We start from the raw sequence: 17,893 nt of genomic DNA, 5'->3' as shown, positions 1-17,893 counted from the left end.
AGCAGTATTGACGAACGAGGAGGACCACCCATGCATGACCTCGCCAAGAAAATAGTTGAAAAAGACGTGAGAGCGTTAGCGAGAGGAATCAGCTTCCTTGAGAACGATCATCCAGATAAGCTCACGATTTTAAAAGAACTGCATGACCAGGGCAAAGGCGCACATATCATCGGAATCACAGGTTCTCCGGGCGCGGGGAAAAGCTCGCTCGTCAATCGCTTCATTCAGTACTTGCGAGCGAAAAAATTGACTGTCGGGATTGTCGCTGTCGATCCGACAAGTCCTTTCAGCGGTGGGGCATTGCTTGGGGACCGGGTACGAATGGCAGAGCATTTCACAGATCCAGGGGTGTATATCCGCAGTATGGGGACCCGTGGAAGTCTTGGCGGACTTGCGCGGACCACCAAAGAGACGGTCCGGATGATGGATGCCTATGGGTTTGACGTCATCCTCGTGGAGACGGTCGGAGTCGGTCAATCGGAGCTGGATATCATGAAAGTGGCGGACACGACAGCGGTGGTCCTGAACCCTGGAAGCGGAGATGTGGTGCAGGTTTTCAAGGCTGGGATCATGGAGATTGCGGACCTGTTCATCATCAATAAAGCAGACCTTCCGGGAGTATCAAAATTGATGACGGAAATCGAAGGGCTGCTCGATCTTGTCAAGCATGACGCGGATTACCGTCCCCCGATCGCCAAAACGATTTCCACACAGAACAAAGGTCTTGAAGACGTCTGGGACCTGGTCCGAAAGCATTTGCAGTACCTTGAGGAAAGCGGAGAAGGCGAACGTAAAAAGACGCGTATTTTACAAGATGAAGTGCTGGAAGTCGTTCATTATGAACTCATGAAAAAGATAGAGCAGGATCAACAGGATGGAGACTGGAGAGAACAGATCGAACGGAGAGAAATCGATCCTTACACTGCTGCAGCGAACATATTGTTGGAGCTTAACTTAGGTAAAAAAGAACGCTAGACGAATCCACCAGATGTGAGACTACAAAGCGTATAAACGATATCGACTAAGAGAGAGGGATGACGTTGGGGAAGAAGAAAGTACCTTCACTAGTCAAAGACGAGAAGCTCATACAAAAGCGTCGTGAAGAAATGGTGAAAGCAGCCGTAACGCTTTTCAAGGACAAGGGATTCCATCGGACGACCACAAGAGAAATCGCAAAAGCAGCTGGATTCAGCATCGGCACCCTTTACGAGTACATCCGATCGAAGGAAGATGTGCTGTATCTTGTCTGTGATTCCATCTACGATGAGGTGCGGACTCGCCTGCAAAGTGAGATCGTCATGGATCAGCCAGGGATAAACAGGCTCAAGGAAGCGATCGCTGCGTATTTTAAAGTAATGGATGAAATGCAGGATGAGGTCCTTGTCATGTATCAGGAAGCGAAATCCTTATCAGATGAGGCACTTCCGTACGTCTTACGTAAAGAAATCGAGATGACAGCAATATTCGAAAGGCTGATCCAGCGCTCGGTCGATGCAGGTAACCTCTCTTTATCGGAAGAGGAAGTCAGTCTGCTTGCACATACCATTCTGATTCAAGGACAGATGTGGACGTTCAGACGATGGGCGCTGCAGAAGAACTATGATTTGGAAGCGTACACAAAATTCCAAATCCAGCTTTTATTGAACGGAATCGAAATGGGCAGGCCGGCAAGTAAGGTTTAGAGTTTGAAAGCGAGGGTGTCGGAAAAATGGCGAATGATCTCGGACCGCTGATATATTCTAGGAATCGCTGATATTTTATCAAAATCGCCGATAAAACGCTCGCCCCCGTTGATATATATAAAACATAGGCTCTTTTCTAAAAGATTGTTGCTTTTGAGTCATTTTAAAAAATCACCTTGTGCGAGTTGATTGGAGAGCAAGGTGCGAGACTCCTCGAAAATGAAAATCGCATTTTCTTCGTGCGATGTAACGCTGCCGAAGCTTTCCTTGTCCTGCGGGATCAGCGTGCCTTCTACTTGAATAATCTCCTCGCAAGGCATGCGACGAGGAAGCTAGCTTCGACAGGACTTTCTTGTAGACGCAGGAGCACAAATGCTTCCTTGAAAAGGAGACTCCTGAGGTCGCAAGGCGACGAGTGGGCTCACGGCACGCCCCGCGGAAAGCGAGCATCCTGGAGCGGAAATCAACGACTTTTAAAGAAAACTTGGCCAGACCAAGCCTTTTGTAGGTCGAGCCTTAGTTGCCCTTATACTGAAGAAAGTATTTTATACTTTCTTTAAGTGCAAGAGCAACAAAGTTTGCGAAAACAGCCAACACAGAAAAATGAACCAACCGACGAAAGGAGCAAGCCTAAAATGGAAAAAGAAGTATACAAACCGAAGAACCATGTTCGTTTTGTTACAGCCGCAAGTCTTTTCGATGGCCATGACGCTTCCATCAACATCATGCGTCGAATCATCCAAGCTAGTGGAGCGGAAGTCATTCATCTAGGACATAACCGTTCCGTCGATGAAGTCGTGCAGGCTGCCATCCAGGAGGATGTCCAGGGAATCGCCATCTCCTCCTACCAGGGCGGGCATGTTGAATATTTCAAATACATGATCGATCTTTTAAAAGAAAATGGAGCTTCCCATATTCGTGTATACGGAGGTGGCGGAGGCGTCATCATCCCGAAGGAAATCAAGGAACTGCATGAGTACGGCGTTGCCCGTATCTTCTCACCTGAAGACGGTCGGACGCTCGGCCTGCAGGGCATGATCAACCAGATGGTCAAGGATTGTGATTTCCCAACGTTCTCAGATCTAACCGATGAAATGGAGCATCTCAAGGCGAAAGAACCGAGAGCAGTTGCGCGATTGATCACGGTTGCTGAGAACTTCGGAAAAACACAGAAGGAAATGGCTGCGACTGCTGAAAAAGCGATCACGCAAATGAAGGAAATGGCGAATAAAGTCCCTGTCCTCGGGATCACAGGAACAGGTGGTGCGGGTAAAAGTTCTTTGACAGATGAACTCGTCCGCCGTTATTTGAATGAATTCGAGGATAAGACAGTCGCAATTCTGTCCGTTGATCCGACGAAACAAAAAACAGGAGGAGCGCTGCTTGGAGACCGGATCCGTATGAACGCGATCCACTCACCACGTGTTTATATGAGAAGCCTTGCAACACGTGGTTCGAAAACTGAGCTGTCTGAAGCGATCACCGACGCGCTTTCGGTCGTAAAAGCTGCGGGCTATGACCTGATCATCGTTGAAACGAGCGGAATCGGGCAAGGGAACGCTGAAATCGTGGAAATCTCGGACGCATCGATGTACGTGATGACAAGCGAATTCGGTGCACCATCCCAGCTTGAAAAAATCGATATGATCGACTATGCAGACTTGATCGCGATCAACAAATTCGATCGTAAAGGTTCAGAGGACGCATTACGCGATGTGAAAAAGCAATACCAGCGGAGCCGTATGCTTTTCGATAAAGATCTTGATGACATGCCGGTGTTCGGTACGATCGCAAGCCAGTTCAATGACCTTGGCACGAACATCCTTTTCAGCGCACTTGTGAATGTTTTGAATGAAAAATTCAATCTAGGGTGGGAAACGTCTTTCGATACAAAAGGGAAAGTCGAAAAACAGAACATGATCATCCCGCCGGACCGTGTCGGCTATCTGAATGAAATCGTGCAATCCGTACGCGGTTATCATGAATATGTGAAGGAACAATCCGAAACAGCTCGTAAAATGTTCCAGATCGAAGGAACACTTGAAGCAATCGAAGAAACGAATGCGGACGGCGAAGTGACCATCCGTACGTTGACCGATGTGAAAAAAGGTTACGAGAAGAAGCTCCATCCTGAAGCGAAGGAAATTCTAGATGGATGGAATACGTTAAAAGAACAATACAGCAAAGATGAGTTCGTGACGAAGATCCGTGATAAGGAAATCGTGACAGAGCTCAAGACACGAAGTCTTTCTGGACTTGATATCCCTAAAGTCGCACTACCGAAATACAAGGACTGGGGTGAAATCATCCGCTGGTCAATGCTCGAAAACGTTCCGGGACGCTACCCGTTCACAGCTGGCGTATTTCCTTTTAAACGAAAAGGGGAGGATCCGAAGCGCCAATTTGCTGGTGAGGGGACTCCTGAGCGCACGAACCGCAGATTCCACTATCTTTCGAAGGATGACGAGGCAAAGCGTCTCAGTACAGCTTTCGACTCAGTGACATTATATGGCGAAGACCCAGATTACCGCCCGGACATTTACGGAAAAGTCGGGGAAAGCGGCGTCAGCATCTGTACACTCGAAGACATGAAGAAGCTTTATGCAGGTTTCGATCTGACTGCACCGTCAACATCCGTTTCAATGACGATCAATGGACCAGCGCCGATCATCCTTGCGATGTATATGAATACGGCGGTCGATCAACAGCTTGCTCGTTTTGAAGAAGAAAATGGCCGGAAGCCGACAGAAGCAGAAGCGGATGACATCAAAGCGAAGACATTGTCGGTTGTTCGTGGAACGGTCCAGGCGGATATCCTGAAGGAAGACCAGGGACAGAACACATGTATCTTCTCAACTGAATTTGCGCTTCGTTTGATGGGGGATATTCAAGAGTATTTCATCGACAACAAAGTCCGTAACTACTATTCTGTATCGATCTCTGGATATCATATTGCTGAAGCAGGTGCGAACCCGATCACGCAGCTTGCCCTCACGCTCGCAAACGGCTTCACGTATGTAGAGTACTATTTGAGCCGTGGGATGGACATCGATACATTTGCACCGAATCTGTCCTTCTTCTTCAGTAACGGTCTCGATCCGGAATATACCGTTATCGGCCGCGTAGCGAGAAGGATCTGGGCAGCGGTCATGAAAAATAAATATAAAGCCAATGAGCGAAGCCAGAAGCTGAAGTACCATATCCAAACCTCAGGACGCTCTCTGCACGCGCAGGAAATCGACTTCAATGATATCCGTACGACGTTACAAGCGTTGATGGCGATCTATGATAACTGTAATTCGCTGCATACGAATTCCTATGATGAAGCGATCACGACACCGACGGAAGAATCCGTACGACGTGCAATGGCGATCCAAATGATCATCACAAAGGAACTCGGTCTAGCGAAAAATGAAAACTCGCTGCAAGGTTCATTCATCATCGAAGAGTTGACGGATCTCGTCGAGGAAGCAGTGCTTCAGGAATTTGAACGCATCAATTCCCGAGGCGGCGTACTCGGTGCGATGGAAACACAATACCAGCGTGGTAAGATTCAGGAAGAGTCGATGTATTACGAGATGAAGAAGCACGATGGATCATTGCCGATCATCGGAGTGAATACGTACCTGAATCCGAACCCACCATCGGAGGACGACTTCAACCTTCAATTGGCACGTGCCACGAAAGAAGAAAAGGAAAAGCAAATCGCTAGTTTGCGTTCCTTCCAGGAAAAGCATGCGGATAAAACGACTGAGGCTCTACATCGCTTGAAGCAGACAGCATTGTCAGGCGGCAACCTGTTTGAAGAGTTGATGACAACGGTCCGTCATGCAAGCCTTGGACAGATTACACGTGCACTTTATGAAGTTGGTGGAAAATACCGACGGAATATGTAAAACGTTGACGAAAAATGATATAGTAAGGAACCATCTCGAACGATTCTTCTTCGAGGTGGTTCTTTTTCTGTGATGTTGTTACTTGCTTTTTTTCATTTTTGTAGTTAATCCACTCGTTTTTGTTGTTATTTCCTCACTTTTGTAGTTATTTTAAAATTTTTGAAGAAATCTTCATTTTTTTGTAGTTCGGGATGATTGCTACCCTCAATATAGGAATTTTCACCTGAATAATTTGAAAAAATTGTGCAGAGCTATAGCATATCTTTAGAGAATTTGTTTATAATGGATGGTATGATTACGTTAGTTATGGCTAGGTGAGCTTAGAATAAATCGGTAAGGAAAGATTTTGCTGTCGGCAGCCGATTTCGTAAAGTGAGCCTTGTTTATAGATTAGTCTCTAACGACTGATTAACGAGAGAAAGGACGTGCCTGTAGATGCTGGATACGTATTCTAAGGAAGAACTAAAGGAAGTTTCAATGCTTGAAATCGCATTTCATATTTTAAAAGATAACAAGAAACCGACTCCTTTTACTGAATTGATGGGGCAAGTTTCTAAAATGCGAAATTTGAGCCCAGAAGAGCAAAAACAACGGGTTGCTCAATTCTACACGGACATCAATATCGATGGTCGTTTCGTTTGTGTCGGGGATAACCAATGGGGATTGAAAGTATGGTACCCAGTTGAAAGCAGCGATGAAGAGCTGGCAACAACGATCAAACCTAAGAAACGTAAAAAAGCGAAAGCGAAATTGGATGATGACGAGGATCTCGAAGACTTTGAAGAGGATTTAGAAGAAGACTTCGACGATCTTGACGACGATTTTGATGACGATGAAGACGAAGAAGACTATGTGGACTTTGAGGATGAAGATCTTTCTGATGATGACGATGATTCAGATGAAGACATTGCAGATGAGGAAGAAGAGGAAAAAGAGAAAGAAAAATAAATAATCTTGACAATTGACAAGAAAGTAGATAGAATCATTTTTGGGCTTTACTTATAGTCTTAAATTAATGGCGAATTTAATAGTTTATTTTACGAATCTTAAACAAAAGCGCCCCCCATACAGGGCAGGTGTCGCTTTTGTTTTTTTATTTTTGGTTAGAGTTTTCTTGTTGGTTTCCGTAATCAACACCAACACATCGATTTGAAGCTGTTAAGTTTTACATGGATGAGAATACTATCTAACAGAGTTGAACAGATAAAGCACTCCCGTTTTCATTACAGGTACATTTTGAATAGGCAAAAGAACCAATCAAACATATTGATCTCAAAGGGGGAACCAACATGACGAAAAAGTATATCTTTGTAACCGGTGGGGTAGTTTCATCTCTTGGAAAAGGCATTACGGCAGCCTCGCTGGGACGTCTTCTGAAAAACCGTGGAGTGAATGTGACAATTCAAAAGTTCGATCCATACATCAATGTTGATCCGGGAACGATGAGTCCATATCAGCATGGGGAAGTATTCGTTACGGATGATGGAGCTGAAACAGACCTTGATTTAGGTCACTATGAGCGTTTTATCGATATAAATCTAAATAAATATAGCAACGTTACGACAGGGAAAATTTATTCGACAGTCTTGAAAAAAGAGCGTCGCGGGGATTACCTTGGCGGAACAGTTCAAGTCATTCCGCACATCACGAACGAAATCAAAGAACGTGTTTTCCGTGCTGGACGTGAAACGAATGCCGATGTGGTCATCACTGAAATCGGTGGTACAGTCGGTGATATTGAAAGTCTTCCATACCTCGAGGCGATCCGCCAGATCAAGAGTGATATCGGTGTTGAAAATGTCATGTACATCCACTGTACGCTTGTCCCTTATATAAAAGCTGCAGGTGAAATGAAGACGAAGCCAACTCAGCACAGTGTAAAAGAACTGCGCAGTCTTGGGATCCAGCCGAATGTCATCGTTGTTCGGAACGAAATGCCGCTTCCGCAGGAGATGAAAGACAAGATCGCGTTATTCTGTGATATCAACCCTAACGCGGTTATTGAAGCGATGGATGCCGATACGTTGTATGAAGTTCCTCTTGCCTTACAAGCACAAAAGCTTGACCAAATTACATGTAATCATTTGAAGCTGAACTGTAAAGAAGCGGATATGGACGATTGGAAAGAGCTCGTCAACCGCGTTACGAACTTGAAAAACAAGACGAAAATCGCAATCGTCGGAAAATATGTCGCATTACCGGATGCATATATTTCTGTTGTAGAATCCCTTCGTCATGCGGGTTACGAGTTTGATACAGACATTGATATCCATTGGGTCAATTCAGAAGAAGTGACAGATGAAAACGTGAAGGAACTCCTAGAAGACGCTGACGGAATCCTTGTGCCAGGAGGTTTTGGAGATCGTGGAATCGAAGGGAAAATTTCAGCGATCCGCTATGCGCGTGAAAACAACGTACCAATGTTCGGAATCTGTCTTGGTATGCAACTCGCATCAGTAGAGTTCGCACGTAATGTTTTAGGATATGAAGATGCGCATTCTGCTGAAATCGATCCAGCATCAACGCACCCAGTGATTGACTTGCTGCCTGAGCAGAAGGATGTTGAAGATCTAGGTGGAACATTACGTTTAGGCCTATATCCTTGTAAGCTTAGAAAAGGCACCAATGCGTTTGCGGCTTATAACGATGAGGTCGTCTATGAACGTCACCGCCATCGTTTTGAGTTCAATAATGAGTACCGTGAACAAATGGAGAATGCTGGTTTCTTATTCTCAGGGACAAGCCCGGACGGTCGTCTTGTCGAAATCATCGAGTTGAAGGATCATCCATGGTTCGTAGCTTCACAGTTCCATCCTGAATTCATCTCAAGACCGACAAAACCACAGCCGTTATTCAGAGAATTCGTGAATGCAGCTACTAATTTGAAAAAGTAAAGATAAGAGTGCTGATCAGAGTTTATACTTTGGTCAGCTTTTTTACATATAAAGAACTTTCTTCAATATAAGTGCACAAGCTGGCGGCTTCGGAAGCAATACACCGCACGAAGGAAAAGGAATTGCTTTTCACAATTTTTTCTCAAAAAGTTGTAAAGTTCCAAGAGTTTTGGACAGTTGTATTTTTGACACTTAAAGAAAGTATTAAATACTTTCTTCAGGTCAACTAAGACTCAGCCTGCGCCAAAGGCTCGGCTTTGCAACGAAATTCACGAGCCTCCTACAGGGACAGCGAGCCAGGTGAGAACCCGCAACGAACTCTCCAAGTTCGTGAGGAGGCTCACGGTTCGCCAGTGAACTTCACAGAACAACCCATCATTTTTTAACAGAGCCAAACCAAAACAAGTCACGATCATTTCGTCGCTGGTTTCCGAAATGAACGTAACTTGAATGGTCCTTACTATCCACTATTATGTATGTGGCCCGATCTACAGCCTTAGGTGAAGTATCAAAACGGGTCGTTTTTGTCTTATTCATAGCTTTGGGGAGTAGGGTGGGGACTATGAAAGACGAGGGGATTAAGATTAGGCTGTAGAAAAGGAGAAGGCTGAAAAGCGTGACTTTTGTCATGCTTTAACATATATTTCTCCATCATTTTACAAATTCCCTTCTAAAATATTAAAAAAAATAAAAAAATTTAATAAGATTAAAATTATTCGTCGTATTCCGCAAGCATTTCATTCGTATTAAAGTACAGGGCATAGTAGATATATAAGGCTAACATAAAGACAGGATAGCCGATCCGTTCTCCATCATCACCTGGGACTAAAGGTTTCAATAATTTTGTGTCGATATGAAATTCTTCATTTGGAATCGGTTCATCTCCTTTTTCGACTGCAGCGACACTCACCACAGATATACCCTCTGATTCTGCCTGCGCGACCAATTTTTCCATCTCTATGTCCCGTGCTTTATTGGCAAACGCCAGGATGCAATCGCCAGCTTCAACGACATTCTCGCCATATGGAACACATGCTGGGAGACTTTCGCTGCTTCCTGTAATAGCAGAAGCGATACCCTCAAGTTCACCAAACCCTTTTATGTGGATTGTGCCATTTCCGGTAATGGTCTGGGCCAACAACCGGGAGCAATCTTCCAGCGTATCGTCTTCTTGTTCATCTATCTTTTTAAAAACACCGGACAGCTGTGTCGTGAATATTTTCAGCATCCAAATCACCTCTCTAAACGTTAGTATTCATACCCTCAGTATAGCGAATTCATTCTTTTGGCTCTATTAAAGTTATTTTAGTAGGTTTTTATACGTTATTCTAATAATTACATGCTTAGTGCTAATGTTTAATTTCATAAAAAAAATTTCTGTAAGCGAAATTCACGACACTCCTGCGGGAAAAACGAGGTGGCTTGCGGATCGTCCGCGGAAAGGGAGTGAATTTCGCAAATCGCTATGATTCAAAAATAAAATATGAAATTAAATTTAGATATTAAATTAAATGGTAGATTTTGACGAGGGAGAAGGAATTTTAAAATATTAATCGAAATATGTTAAGAGATAGTGGTATGGGAAATTTACAACAACATGGAAACTAGGGTGGGATAAGGTATGAAAGGCAAAATACTTATTGTTGATGACCAGTATGGAATCCGAATCCTGTTAAATGAGATTTTCAAAAAAGAAGGATATCAGACCTTTCAAGCGGCAAATGGTGTTCAAGCACTGTCCATCGTTGAAAATGAAAAGCCTGATCTCTTAATCCTTGATATGAAAATCCCGGGTATGGATGGGCTGGAAATCTTACGTCGTGTAAAGAAAGTCGACCAGAGTGTAGGTGTCATCATCATGACAGCTTATGGCGAGCTCGATATGATTCATGAAGCTATGGATTTAGGAGCTATCACTCATTTCGCGAAACCTTTCGACATCGACGAAATCCGCGAGGTCGTTAAGAAACATTTACCAATACGTTCATAATCGATAAAACATAAGCAAATAATAAGGGTTGTCTTTGAAAGGTATCAAACCTCCAGCACAGCATTCGTACATAACACCGTCTTAAGGAATGGTATGTATTTTTGCCGGAGAAAAAGAACTTTCGGACAACCCTATTTGCTTTATCGATTGCGGATTCCGTTTAAAATTGATATGCTATAATTGTTTTTATTGAGGTTATATGTAATGGAGTCGTAAGCGGCTTTATTTTAAAGGCTTTGTTAATAGTGATGTAGATTATTGGCTGAGTTTGATTGAAGCGAAATTGCGACCCTCCTGCGGGAAAAGCGAGCCTGGCGAGACCCCACAGCGAGGAACTCGCGAGGAGCTTGCGGATCGCCCGCGGAAAGGGAGTGAATTTCGCAAAAATCAACCCAAAAATATTAACAAAGCCTATTTAAATGAAGTTCAAAGGGCATTCAGCCTGCTGTTTGAACGAATACTTATACTGAAAATTATGGTGCTCGATACCTACAAGGAGGAAATTGTTTATGCCTTTAGTTTCAATGAAGGAAATGCTCGAAAAAGCAAAAGCAGAAGGATATGCAGTAGGACAATACAACCTGAACAACCTGGAGTTTACACAAGCGATTCTTCAGGCTGCTGAAGAGGAAAAATCTCCTCTTATCTGTGGAGTTTCAGAAGGTGCTGCCCGTTACATGGGTGGATTCAAGACGGTTGTCAATCTAGTTGAATCCTTGATGGAAGAATACAATGTAACTGTTCCCGTAGCTATACATCTTGACCACGGTTCAAGCTTCGAAAAGTGTGTGGAAGCAATTCATGCAGGATTCACTTCTGTCATGATCGACGGATCTCACCATCCCCTTGAAGAAAACATCGCTCTAACGAAAAAAGTCGTTGAAGTTGCCCACGCTGTTGGTGTTTCTGTAGAAGCAGAACTTGGACGTATCGGCGGACAGGAAGATGACTTGATCGTTGACGATGCTGAAGCAGCATACGCAATCCCAGCTGAATGCGATCAGCTTATACGTGAAACAGGAGTAGATTGTTTCGCACCAGCATTAGGATCGGTCCACGGCCCTTATAAAGGAGAGCCTAACCTTGGATTCGATCGTATGAAGGAAATCAGTGAATTGACAGGAGTACCACTTGTTCTTCACGGTGGAACAGGTATCCCGACAGCTGATGTCAAGAAGGCTATTTCATTTGGACACGCAAAGATCAACGTCAACACTGAAAGCCAACTCTCAGCATCAAAAGCAGTACGTGAAGTACTTGCTGAAAAACCAGAATTGTATGACCCTCGTAAATACCTAGGACCTGCACGCGATGCAATCAAGGACACGGTAAAAGGTAAAATGCGTGAATTCGGTTCTTCAAACAAAGCATAAATTGAAATGACGATAGACTGATGACTAAGGGGTTGACTCACATAACAAATGTCAGGCACCTCCAGCCCAACGGCTTCACAAATAGTCAGAAACCTCCAAAACCAACATCTTCAACAAAATTGATGTTAAAATGGAGGAGTCTGATTCATTGAAGCTTGGTTGTAAAGGGATGGCGGGATCAGACATCCATGAGTCAACCTCTTAAAACATTAGTTGGACCTTCCCTCACTAGAAACAAAACCCACTAATTTTTAGATGCATGAACGAAAGTTTTATAGACATAAGGAGTGATACATCCTATGAAATTCTTTATTGATACTGCGAATATTGATGAAATTCGCGAAGTACATGAGCTTGGAATCCTGGGCGGTGTGACGACGAATCCATCATTAGTCGCTAAAGAAGGTGTCGATTTTCACGAACGCTTGAAGGAAATCACATCGATCGTATCGGAATCTGTCAGTGCTGAAGTAATCGGATTGACTTATGATGAAATGGTTGAAGAGGGAAAAGAGCTAGCAGCGATCGCACCTAACATCACAGTCAAAGTCCCAATGACAAAAGATGGATTGAAAGCGGTTAAAACATTCACAGAGTTGGGTATCAAAACAAACGTCACATTGATTTTCTCAGCAAATCAGGCATTGTTGGCAGCGCGTGCTGGTGCGACTTATGTGTCTCCGTTTTTAGGAAGATTGGATGACATTGGACAGGACGGTTTATCACTGATTTCGGAAATCGCGGAAATTTTCAATGTCCATAAAATCGAATCCCAAATCATAGCTGCTTCTATCCGCAATCCGATTCATGTGACGGAAGCGGCACTTAGAGGCGCTCATATCGCTACCATCCCATCAAAGGTCTTATCCCAATTGATGAATCATCCATTGACGGACCAGGGGATTGAAAAGTTTTTGGCAGATTGGAACAATAGTCAAAATAAAAGCTGAATTTTAACAATTCGAACATAAACCAATACGGAAAATATTGGATAAAAATAGATTTTTTGCTTACACTAACGATAACAGTTTTTGACTTCTTGATTTTATTTTTCAGAAGGCGAAGAAGGGAGAAAGCAATGGAGAAATTAATGATCGAGGGAGGACATCCCCTAGAAGGTACGGTTCAGATCAGCGGCGCGAAGAACAGTGCGGTTGCATTGATACCGGCTGCCATTCTAGCTGATTCGACTGTTACGATCGACCATCTCCCAAGCATCTCGGATGTGGGCATCTTACGCGACTTACTAGAAGACATCGGTGGGGAAGTGCACTTAGAAGATAACACCCTTACTGTACATCCAGAAAACATGATTTCCATGCCACTTCCGAATGGGAAAGTGAAAAAGCTGAGAGCATCCTATTATTTGATGGGTGCCATGCTTGGACGATTCAAAAAAGCAGTCATCGGACTCCCTGGTGGGTGTAACCTGGGCCCTCGTCCAATTGATCAACATATAAAAGGTTTTCAAGCACTCGGCGCAAGAGTAACGAACGAACAGGGTGCGATCTATTTGCGTGCAGATGAACTCGTCGGCGCCCGAATCTATCTTGATGTTGTAAGTGTCGGTGCGACGATTAACATCATGCTTGCGGCAGTTCGTGCAAAAGGCAGGACAATCATTGAAAATGCAGCTAAAGAACCTGAAATCATTGATGTCGCTACACTACTTTCCAGCATGGGTGCAAAGATCAAAGGTGCCGGGACGGATGTCATTCGGATCGATGGTGTTGACTCCTTGCACGGCTGTCGTCATTCGATCATCCCTGACAGAATCGAAGCTGGGACTTATATGATCCTGGCAGCTGCGATGGGGAACGGAGTCACAATTGATAACGTAATCCCGCTCCACCTGGAGTCATTGATTGCGAAGCTGCGTGAAATGGGTGTCCATATTGAACAAGCTGATGACACGGTTTTCGTCCGCCGCGGCAGAAAACTGAACAGCGTAGATATCAAGACACTTGTCTATCCGGGCTTTGCTACGGATTTGCAACAGCCTTTTACTGCATTATTAACAAGCACTGAAGGGACGAGTATTGTAACCGATACAATATATAGCTCGCGTTTTAAACATATCGACGAGCTGAGACGGATGGGTGCCAACGTAAAAGTTGAAGGTCGGTCGGCGATCATCAACGGACCGACACCGCTCGAAGGCGCAAAAGTGAAAGCTTCTGACCTACGCGCTGGGGCATCGCTCATTGTAGCTGGTCTGATGGCAAAAGGTGTTACAGAAATCTCGAACCTCGAGCATGTCGACCGAGGGTATGAGAATCTGGTCGAAAAGCTCAAAGGACTAGGTGCAAAAGTATGGCGTGAGAATTTTGATATTGAAGAGTTGGATGAGGTTAATCAATCTTAAACGATCAACGAATGATAAACGTAGGATTTTCGACGAATAGGATGTTCTAGTACTGCCGTTGTCACAGGACGTGACGGTTTTAGGGAGTGGTCGTTACTTGGTTTTTCCGGTCCTCATGTAGGACAAAGAGGCTACGATACCTGTGAAGAAAAACATTGTGTACCTGCGTCTGCAAGTGAGCCTACCGAGGAAAGCTTCCTCGGTACAAGGCAGCAATGATGTTTTTTAAATCAGTAGCCTTCCTCAAAACCATCGTGCCTCAAACTCCTTGTTTCTAATTCGTTGATATAACGAAGGATGATAAACGTCGGATTTTCGACGAATAGGATGTTCTAGAACTGCCTTTGTCATAGAACGTGACAATTTTAGGCAGTGATCGTTACTCATCAACTTAAGATTGAACTGTTTTTCAAAGGCTTTGAATTTCGTAAAAAACTATTTTCAAGTATGATAGAGCCTTTTCAAATAGCTTTTATAGGGGGAGAAAGGTTATGGAGAGAAGTTTATCCATGGAACTTGTCCGTGTGACGGAAGCAGCTGCACTTGCATCTGCCCGTTGGATGGGAAGAGGTCGGAAAGAAGAAGCTGACGATGCTGCGACTTCGGCAATGCGTGATGTGTTCGATACGGTTCCAATGAAAGGTACGGTCGTCATTGGAGAGGGAGAAATGGACGAAGCGCCTATGCTTTATATCGGAGAAAAGCTGGGTACGGGTTACGGACCGCGTGTCGATGTGGCAGTTGACCCCCTGGAAGGAACGAATATTGTTGCGAATGGAACCTGGAATGCATTAGCAGTCCTTGCGATTGCTGATCATGGGAATTTGCTGCATGCACCAGATATGTATATGGATAAAATCGCTGTCGGCCCTGAAGCGGTTGGTATGGTTGATATCGATGCTTCGGTTTCGGACAACCTTCAAGCGGTTGCCAAGGCGAAAAATAAAGACATCGAGGATATCGTTGCGGTCATTTTGAATCGGGAACGCCACGAAAAGCTGATTCAAGAAGTTCGTGATGCCGGAGCTCGGATCAAGCTTATCCAGGATGGAGATGTTGCTGCAGCGATCAATACCGCTTTTGATGATACAGGTGTTGATATTTTGCTAGGCAGCGGGGGTGCGCCAGAAGGTGTGCTGGCAGCTGTCGCGCTTAAATGCCTTGGAGGAGAGCTTCAAGGGAAACTCCTTCCACATACAGACGAAGAGCTTGCCCGTTGTAAAAAGATGGGGATTGAAGACATCCACCGCGTTCTCCGTATGGAGGATATCGTAAAGGGTGATGATGCGATTTTTGCTGCGACAGGTGTGACAGACGGTGAGTTGCTGAAAGGTGTCCGGTTCAAGGGCACTGTTGGTACGACACAGTCTGTGGTCATGAGAGCGAAGTCTGGAACAGTCCGTTTTATCGATGGAAAGCACAGCTTGAAAAAGAAGCCGAATCTAGTAATCAGGCCCTGACATTTTCAAGACACAATGCTGTTTAACCTGACAGCATTGTGATTCTCTTGATTATTGTGGTCATATTTGGGTAGAATATATGTATCTATTGATTTTTTGCTTCATCAACATACTTCTTTTACAACACTTCTGTAAAACGTTTCTTTCCTTCCATGACATTAGAGAACGTTCCAAAACAAACTTTTTGATCTTTAGCGTTGTTAACATTGTTTTAGCGAAATTCGCGACACTCCTGCGAGAAAAGCGAGCCTAGTGACGAGGCTTGCGGATTGCCTGCGGAAAGGGATAAATTCCGCAAACATAAACAATGGACTTTAACAGTGCCTAATATATAATGGCCTTATTCCTGCCTTGATCTATATCATTTAAATAAGCGTGAAGAGTGGTGTACTATGACATTAAATTTAGCACAATTAGAAAATATGAAACTCAAGGATTTGTATGAAAGAGCCAAAGAGCTGAAGATTTCATACTATAGCAAGTTGACCAAAAGGGAATTGATTTTTGCGATTCTGAAAGCGCAAGCTGAAAAAGAAGATCTTTCGTTCATGGAAGGTATTTTAGAAGTCATACCAACAGAAGGTTTTGGATTTTTACGACCGATCAATTACTCTCCAAGTTCTGAAGATATCTACATTTCAGCATCTCAAATCCGTCGGTTCGATTTAAGAAATGGGGACAAGGTTTCTGGGAAGGTCCGTCCACCAAAAGAAAATGAGCGTTACTACGGGCTGTTGCACGTTGCGGCTGTAAATGGTGAAGATCCAGATACAGCGAAGGAACGTGTCCATTTTCCAGCATTGACGCCTTTGTATCCTGAAGATAAGATGACGCTGGAAACTTCATCCAGAAATATTTCGACTCGGGTCATGGATATGATTTCTCCAGTCGGTTTCGGGCAGCGTGGTTTGATTGTCGCACCACCTAAAGCTGGTAAGACGACCCTTTTAAAAGAGATTGCGCATAGCGTGACGACGAATCATCCTGATGCTGAATTGATCGTCCTATTGATTGATGAACGTCCGGAAGAAGTGACGGACATCGAACGCTCTGTTCAAGGAGATGTCGTCAGTTCAACGTTCGATGAAGTCCCTGAAAACCATATCAAGGTTGCTGAGCTTGTGCTCGAACGGGCGATGAGACTTGTTGAACATAAGAAGGATGTCGTCATTTTGATGGACAGTATCACTCGACTTGCGCGTGCTTACAACCTCGTCATCCCGCCAAGCGGAAGGACGTTGTCTGGTGGTATCGATCCAGCCGCTTTCCATAAACCGAAGCGATTTTTCGGTGCCGCGCGTAACATCGAGGATGGCGGAAGCCTGACAATCTTGGCAACTGCACTTGTCGAAACAGGTTCTCGTATGGACGACGTCATTTATGAAGAGTTCAAAGGGACTGGTAACATGGAGCTCCATCTCGATCGGAAGCTTGCAGAACGCCGGATCTTCCCTGCAATCGATATCCGCCGTTCCGGTACAAGAAAAGAAGAAATGCTTATTGCCAAAGAGCATCTTGAGCACCTTTGGGCAATCCGGAAAACGATGGACGATTCCTATGATTTCGTCGAACATTTCATGAGACGCATCAAGAAAACGAAGACGAACGAGGAGTTTTTCCACATGTTCGAGAAAGAGCGGTCCGGCCAGGGTAAGAAAATGACCGTCAAATAGATTGTTGAAATCTGTTTAAAAAATTGGTATACTACCTCATGTGTGCAAATAACTCTGTTCCCCAAGGGTTCAGGGCAGAAGGAGATGAATAGGATGAAACAAGCAATCCATCCAAATTACAAAACAGCGAAAGTTTCTTGTGCTTGTGGAAATGAATTTGAAACAGGTTCAGTAAAAGAAGATATTCGCGTTGAAATTTGTTCTGAATGTCATCCGTTCTACACAGGTCGTCAGAAGTTTGCTGACGCAGGTGGACGTGTTGATCGCTTTAAGAAAAAATACAACCTTAAATAAGGTCTTAAAACAGGCAGGGGAACGCCCTTCTGCCTGTTTTTTACTTCTATATGAAGAAAATACATCTTTTTCTTCAATATAAGTGCAGCTAAAGCTCAGCCTGGGCCAAAGGCTTGGCTTCGCTAAGCTTTCTTTTTTTATGGCTCTACAATATTTGTTGGGGTATGAGAAAAATTCACGTAAAAAAACACACAAGCTCCTATAACCTGTACACTTGAATTGACGAGAAACAAGAGTGGGGATAGGAGTTGTGTGTACGTGCATTT

At 44.1% G+C, this 17,893-nt stretch carries 14 protein-coding genes; 12 read left to right on the top strand and 2 right to left on the bottom strand.

The genetic code is table 11. The features are described from left to right. The first annotated feature begins 30 nt into the window (after window positions 1-30). Window positions 31-975, top strand: coding sequence for a methylmalonyl Co-A mutase-associated GTPase MeaB (meaB, locus tag ACTWQL_RS17150; RefSeq protein ID WP_443143652.1), 945 nt, complete (start codon window positions 31-33; stop codon window positions 973-975). Between the two features lie 65 nt (window positions 976-1,040). Then, entirely contained in the window at window positions 1,041-1,682 is a 642-nt protein-coding gene (locus ACTWQL_RS17145) for a TetR/AcrR family transcriptional regulator (protein ID WP_443143651.1), read from the top strand. A gap of 158 nt (window positions 1,683-1,840) precedes the next feature. Here ACTWQL_RS17145 and ACTWQL_RS17140 read toward each other — a convergent pair whose 3' ends face one another. After that, the gene (locus ACTWQL_RS17140) at window positions 1,841-2,002 is read right to left on the bottom strand and encodes a hypothetical protein (RefSeq protein ID WP_443143650.1); all 162 of its coding nucleotides are present in this window, start codon (window positions 2,000-2,002) and stop codon (window positions 1,841-1,843) included. Window positions 2,003-2,317: 315 nt separating this feature from the next. Here ACTWQL_RS17140 and icmF point away from each other — a divergent pair, with 315 nt between their 5' ends. The 3 genes from icmF to ACTWQL_RS17125 all read left to right on the top strand — a co-directional run bounded on the left by icmF (window position 2,318) and on the right by ACTWQL_RS17125 (window position 8,472). After that, complete coding sequence (icmF, locus tag ACTWQL_RS17135; protein WP_443143649.1) at window positions 2,318-5,578, top strand: fused isobutyryl-CoA mutase/GTPase IcmF; 3,261 nt, start codon at window positions 2,318-2,320, stop codon at window positions 5,576-5,578. A 435-nt stretch (window positions 5,579-6,013) separates the two neighbouring features. Next, window positions 6,014-6,526 (top strand): DNA-directed RNA polymerase subunit delta, encoded by a 513-nt coding sequence (gene rpoE / locus ACTWQL_RS17130; protein WP_443143648.1) that lies wholly within the window; start codon window positions 6,014-6,016, stop codon window positions 6,524-6,526. Between the two features lie 341 nt (window positions 6,527-6,867). Continuing rightward, a complete protein-coding gene (locus tag ACTWQL_RS17125) occupies window positions 6,868-8,472 on the top strand; it encodes a CTP synthase (RefSeq protein ID WP_443143647.1) in 1,605 nt (534 codons plus the stop codon). Between the two features lie 712 nt (window positions 8,473-9,184). On the opposite strand, the gene ACTWQL_RS17120 is transcribed toward ACTWQL_RS17125, so the two are convergent. Continuing rightward, a complete protein-coding gene (locus tag ACTWQL_RS17120) occupies window positions 9,185-9,700 on the bottom strand; it encodes a DUF2529 family protein (protein ID WP_443143646.1) in 516 nt (171 codons plus the stop codon). Between the two features lie 393 nt (window positions 9,701-10,093). Between ACTWQL_RS17120 and ACTWQL_RS17115 the strand changes: the two genes are divergently transcribed. The 7 genes from ACTWQL_RS17115 (at window position 10,094) to rpmE (ending at window position 17,627) form a co-directional block, all read left to right on the top strand. Next, window positions 10,094-10,462, top strand: coding sequence for a response regulator (locus tag ACTWQL_RS17115; RefSeq protein ID WP_261131107.1), 369 nt, complete (start codon window positions 10,094-10,096; stop codon window positions 10,460-10,462). A gap of 509 nt (window positions 10,463-10,971) precedes the next feature. Continuing rightward, the gene (fba, locus tag ACTWQL_RS17110; RefSeq protein ID WP_443143645.1) at window positions 10,972-11,835 is read left to right on the top strand and encodes a class II fructose-1,6-bisphosphate aldolase; all 864 of its coding nucleotides are present in this window, start codon (window positions 10,972-10,974) and stop codon (window positions 11,833-11,835) included. 299 nt (window positions 11,836-12,134) lie between these two features. Then, window positions 12,135-12,785: a fructose-6-phosphate aldolase gene (gene fsa / locus ACTWQL_RS17105; protein ID WP_443143644.1), complete on the top strand. Its 651-nt coding sequence runs from the start codon at window positions 12,135-12,137 to the stop codon at window positions 12,783-12,785. 128 nt (window positions 12,786-12,913) lie between these two features. Further along, complete coding sequence (locus ACTWQL_RS17100) at window positions 12,914-14,200, top strand: UDP-N-acetylglucosamine 1-carboxyvinyltransferase (RefSeq protein ID WP_443143643.1); 1,287 nt, start codon at window positions 12,914-12,916, stop codon at window positions 14,198-14,200. A gap of 491 nt (window positions 14,201-14,691) precedes the next feature. Further along, window positions 14,692-15,660 carry a class II fructose-bisphosphatase gene (gene glpX / locus ACTWQL_RS17095; RefSeq protein WP_443143642.1) on the top strand — a complete coding sequence of 323 codons (969 nt, stop codon included), beginning with the start codon at window positions 14,692-14,694 and terminating at the stop codon, window positions 15,658-15,660. Window positions 15,661-16,052: 392 nt separating this feature from the next. Further along, complete coding sequence (rho, locus tag ACTWQL_RS17090) at window positions 16,053-17,333, top strand: transcription termination factor Rho (RefSeq protein ID WP_443143641.1); 1,281 nt, start codon at window positions 16,053-16,055, stop codon at window positions 17,331-17,333. Between the two features lie 93 nt (window positions 17,334-17,426). After that, window positions 17,427-17,627 (top strand): 50S ribosomal protein L31, encoded by a 201-nt coding sequence (gene rpmE, locus ACTWQL_RS17085; protein WP_221567318.1) that lies wholly within the window; start codon window positions 17,427-17,429, stop codon window positions 17,625-17,627. The last annotated feature ends 266 nt before the right edge of the window (window positions 17,628-17,893 follow it).

It is taken from the genome of Pseudalkalibacillus sp. R45, assembly GCF_052246725.1.
In the GTDB taxonomy this organism is placed as follows: Bacteria; Bacillota; Bacilli; order Bacillales; family Fictibacillaceae; genus Pseudalkalibacillus.
This window is presented reverse-complemented; position numbering and strand designations above follow the sequence as displayed.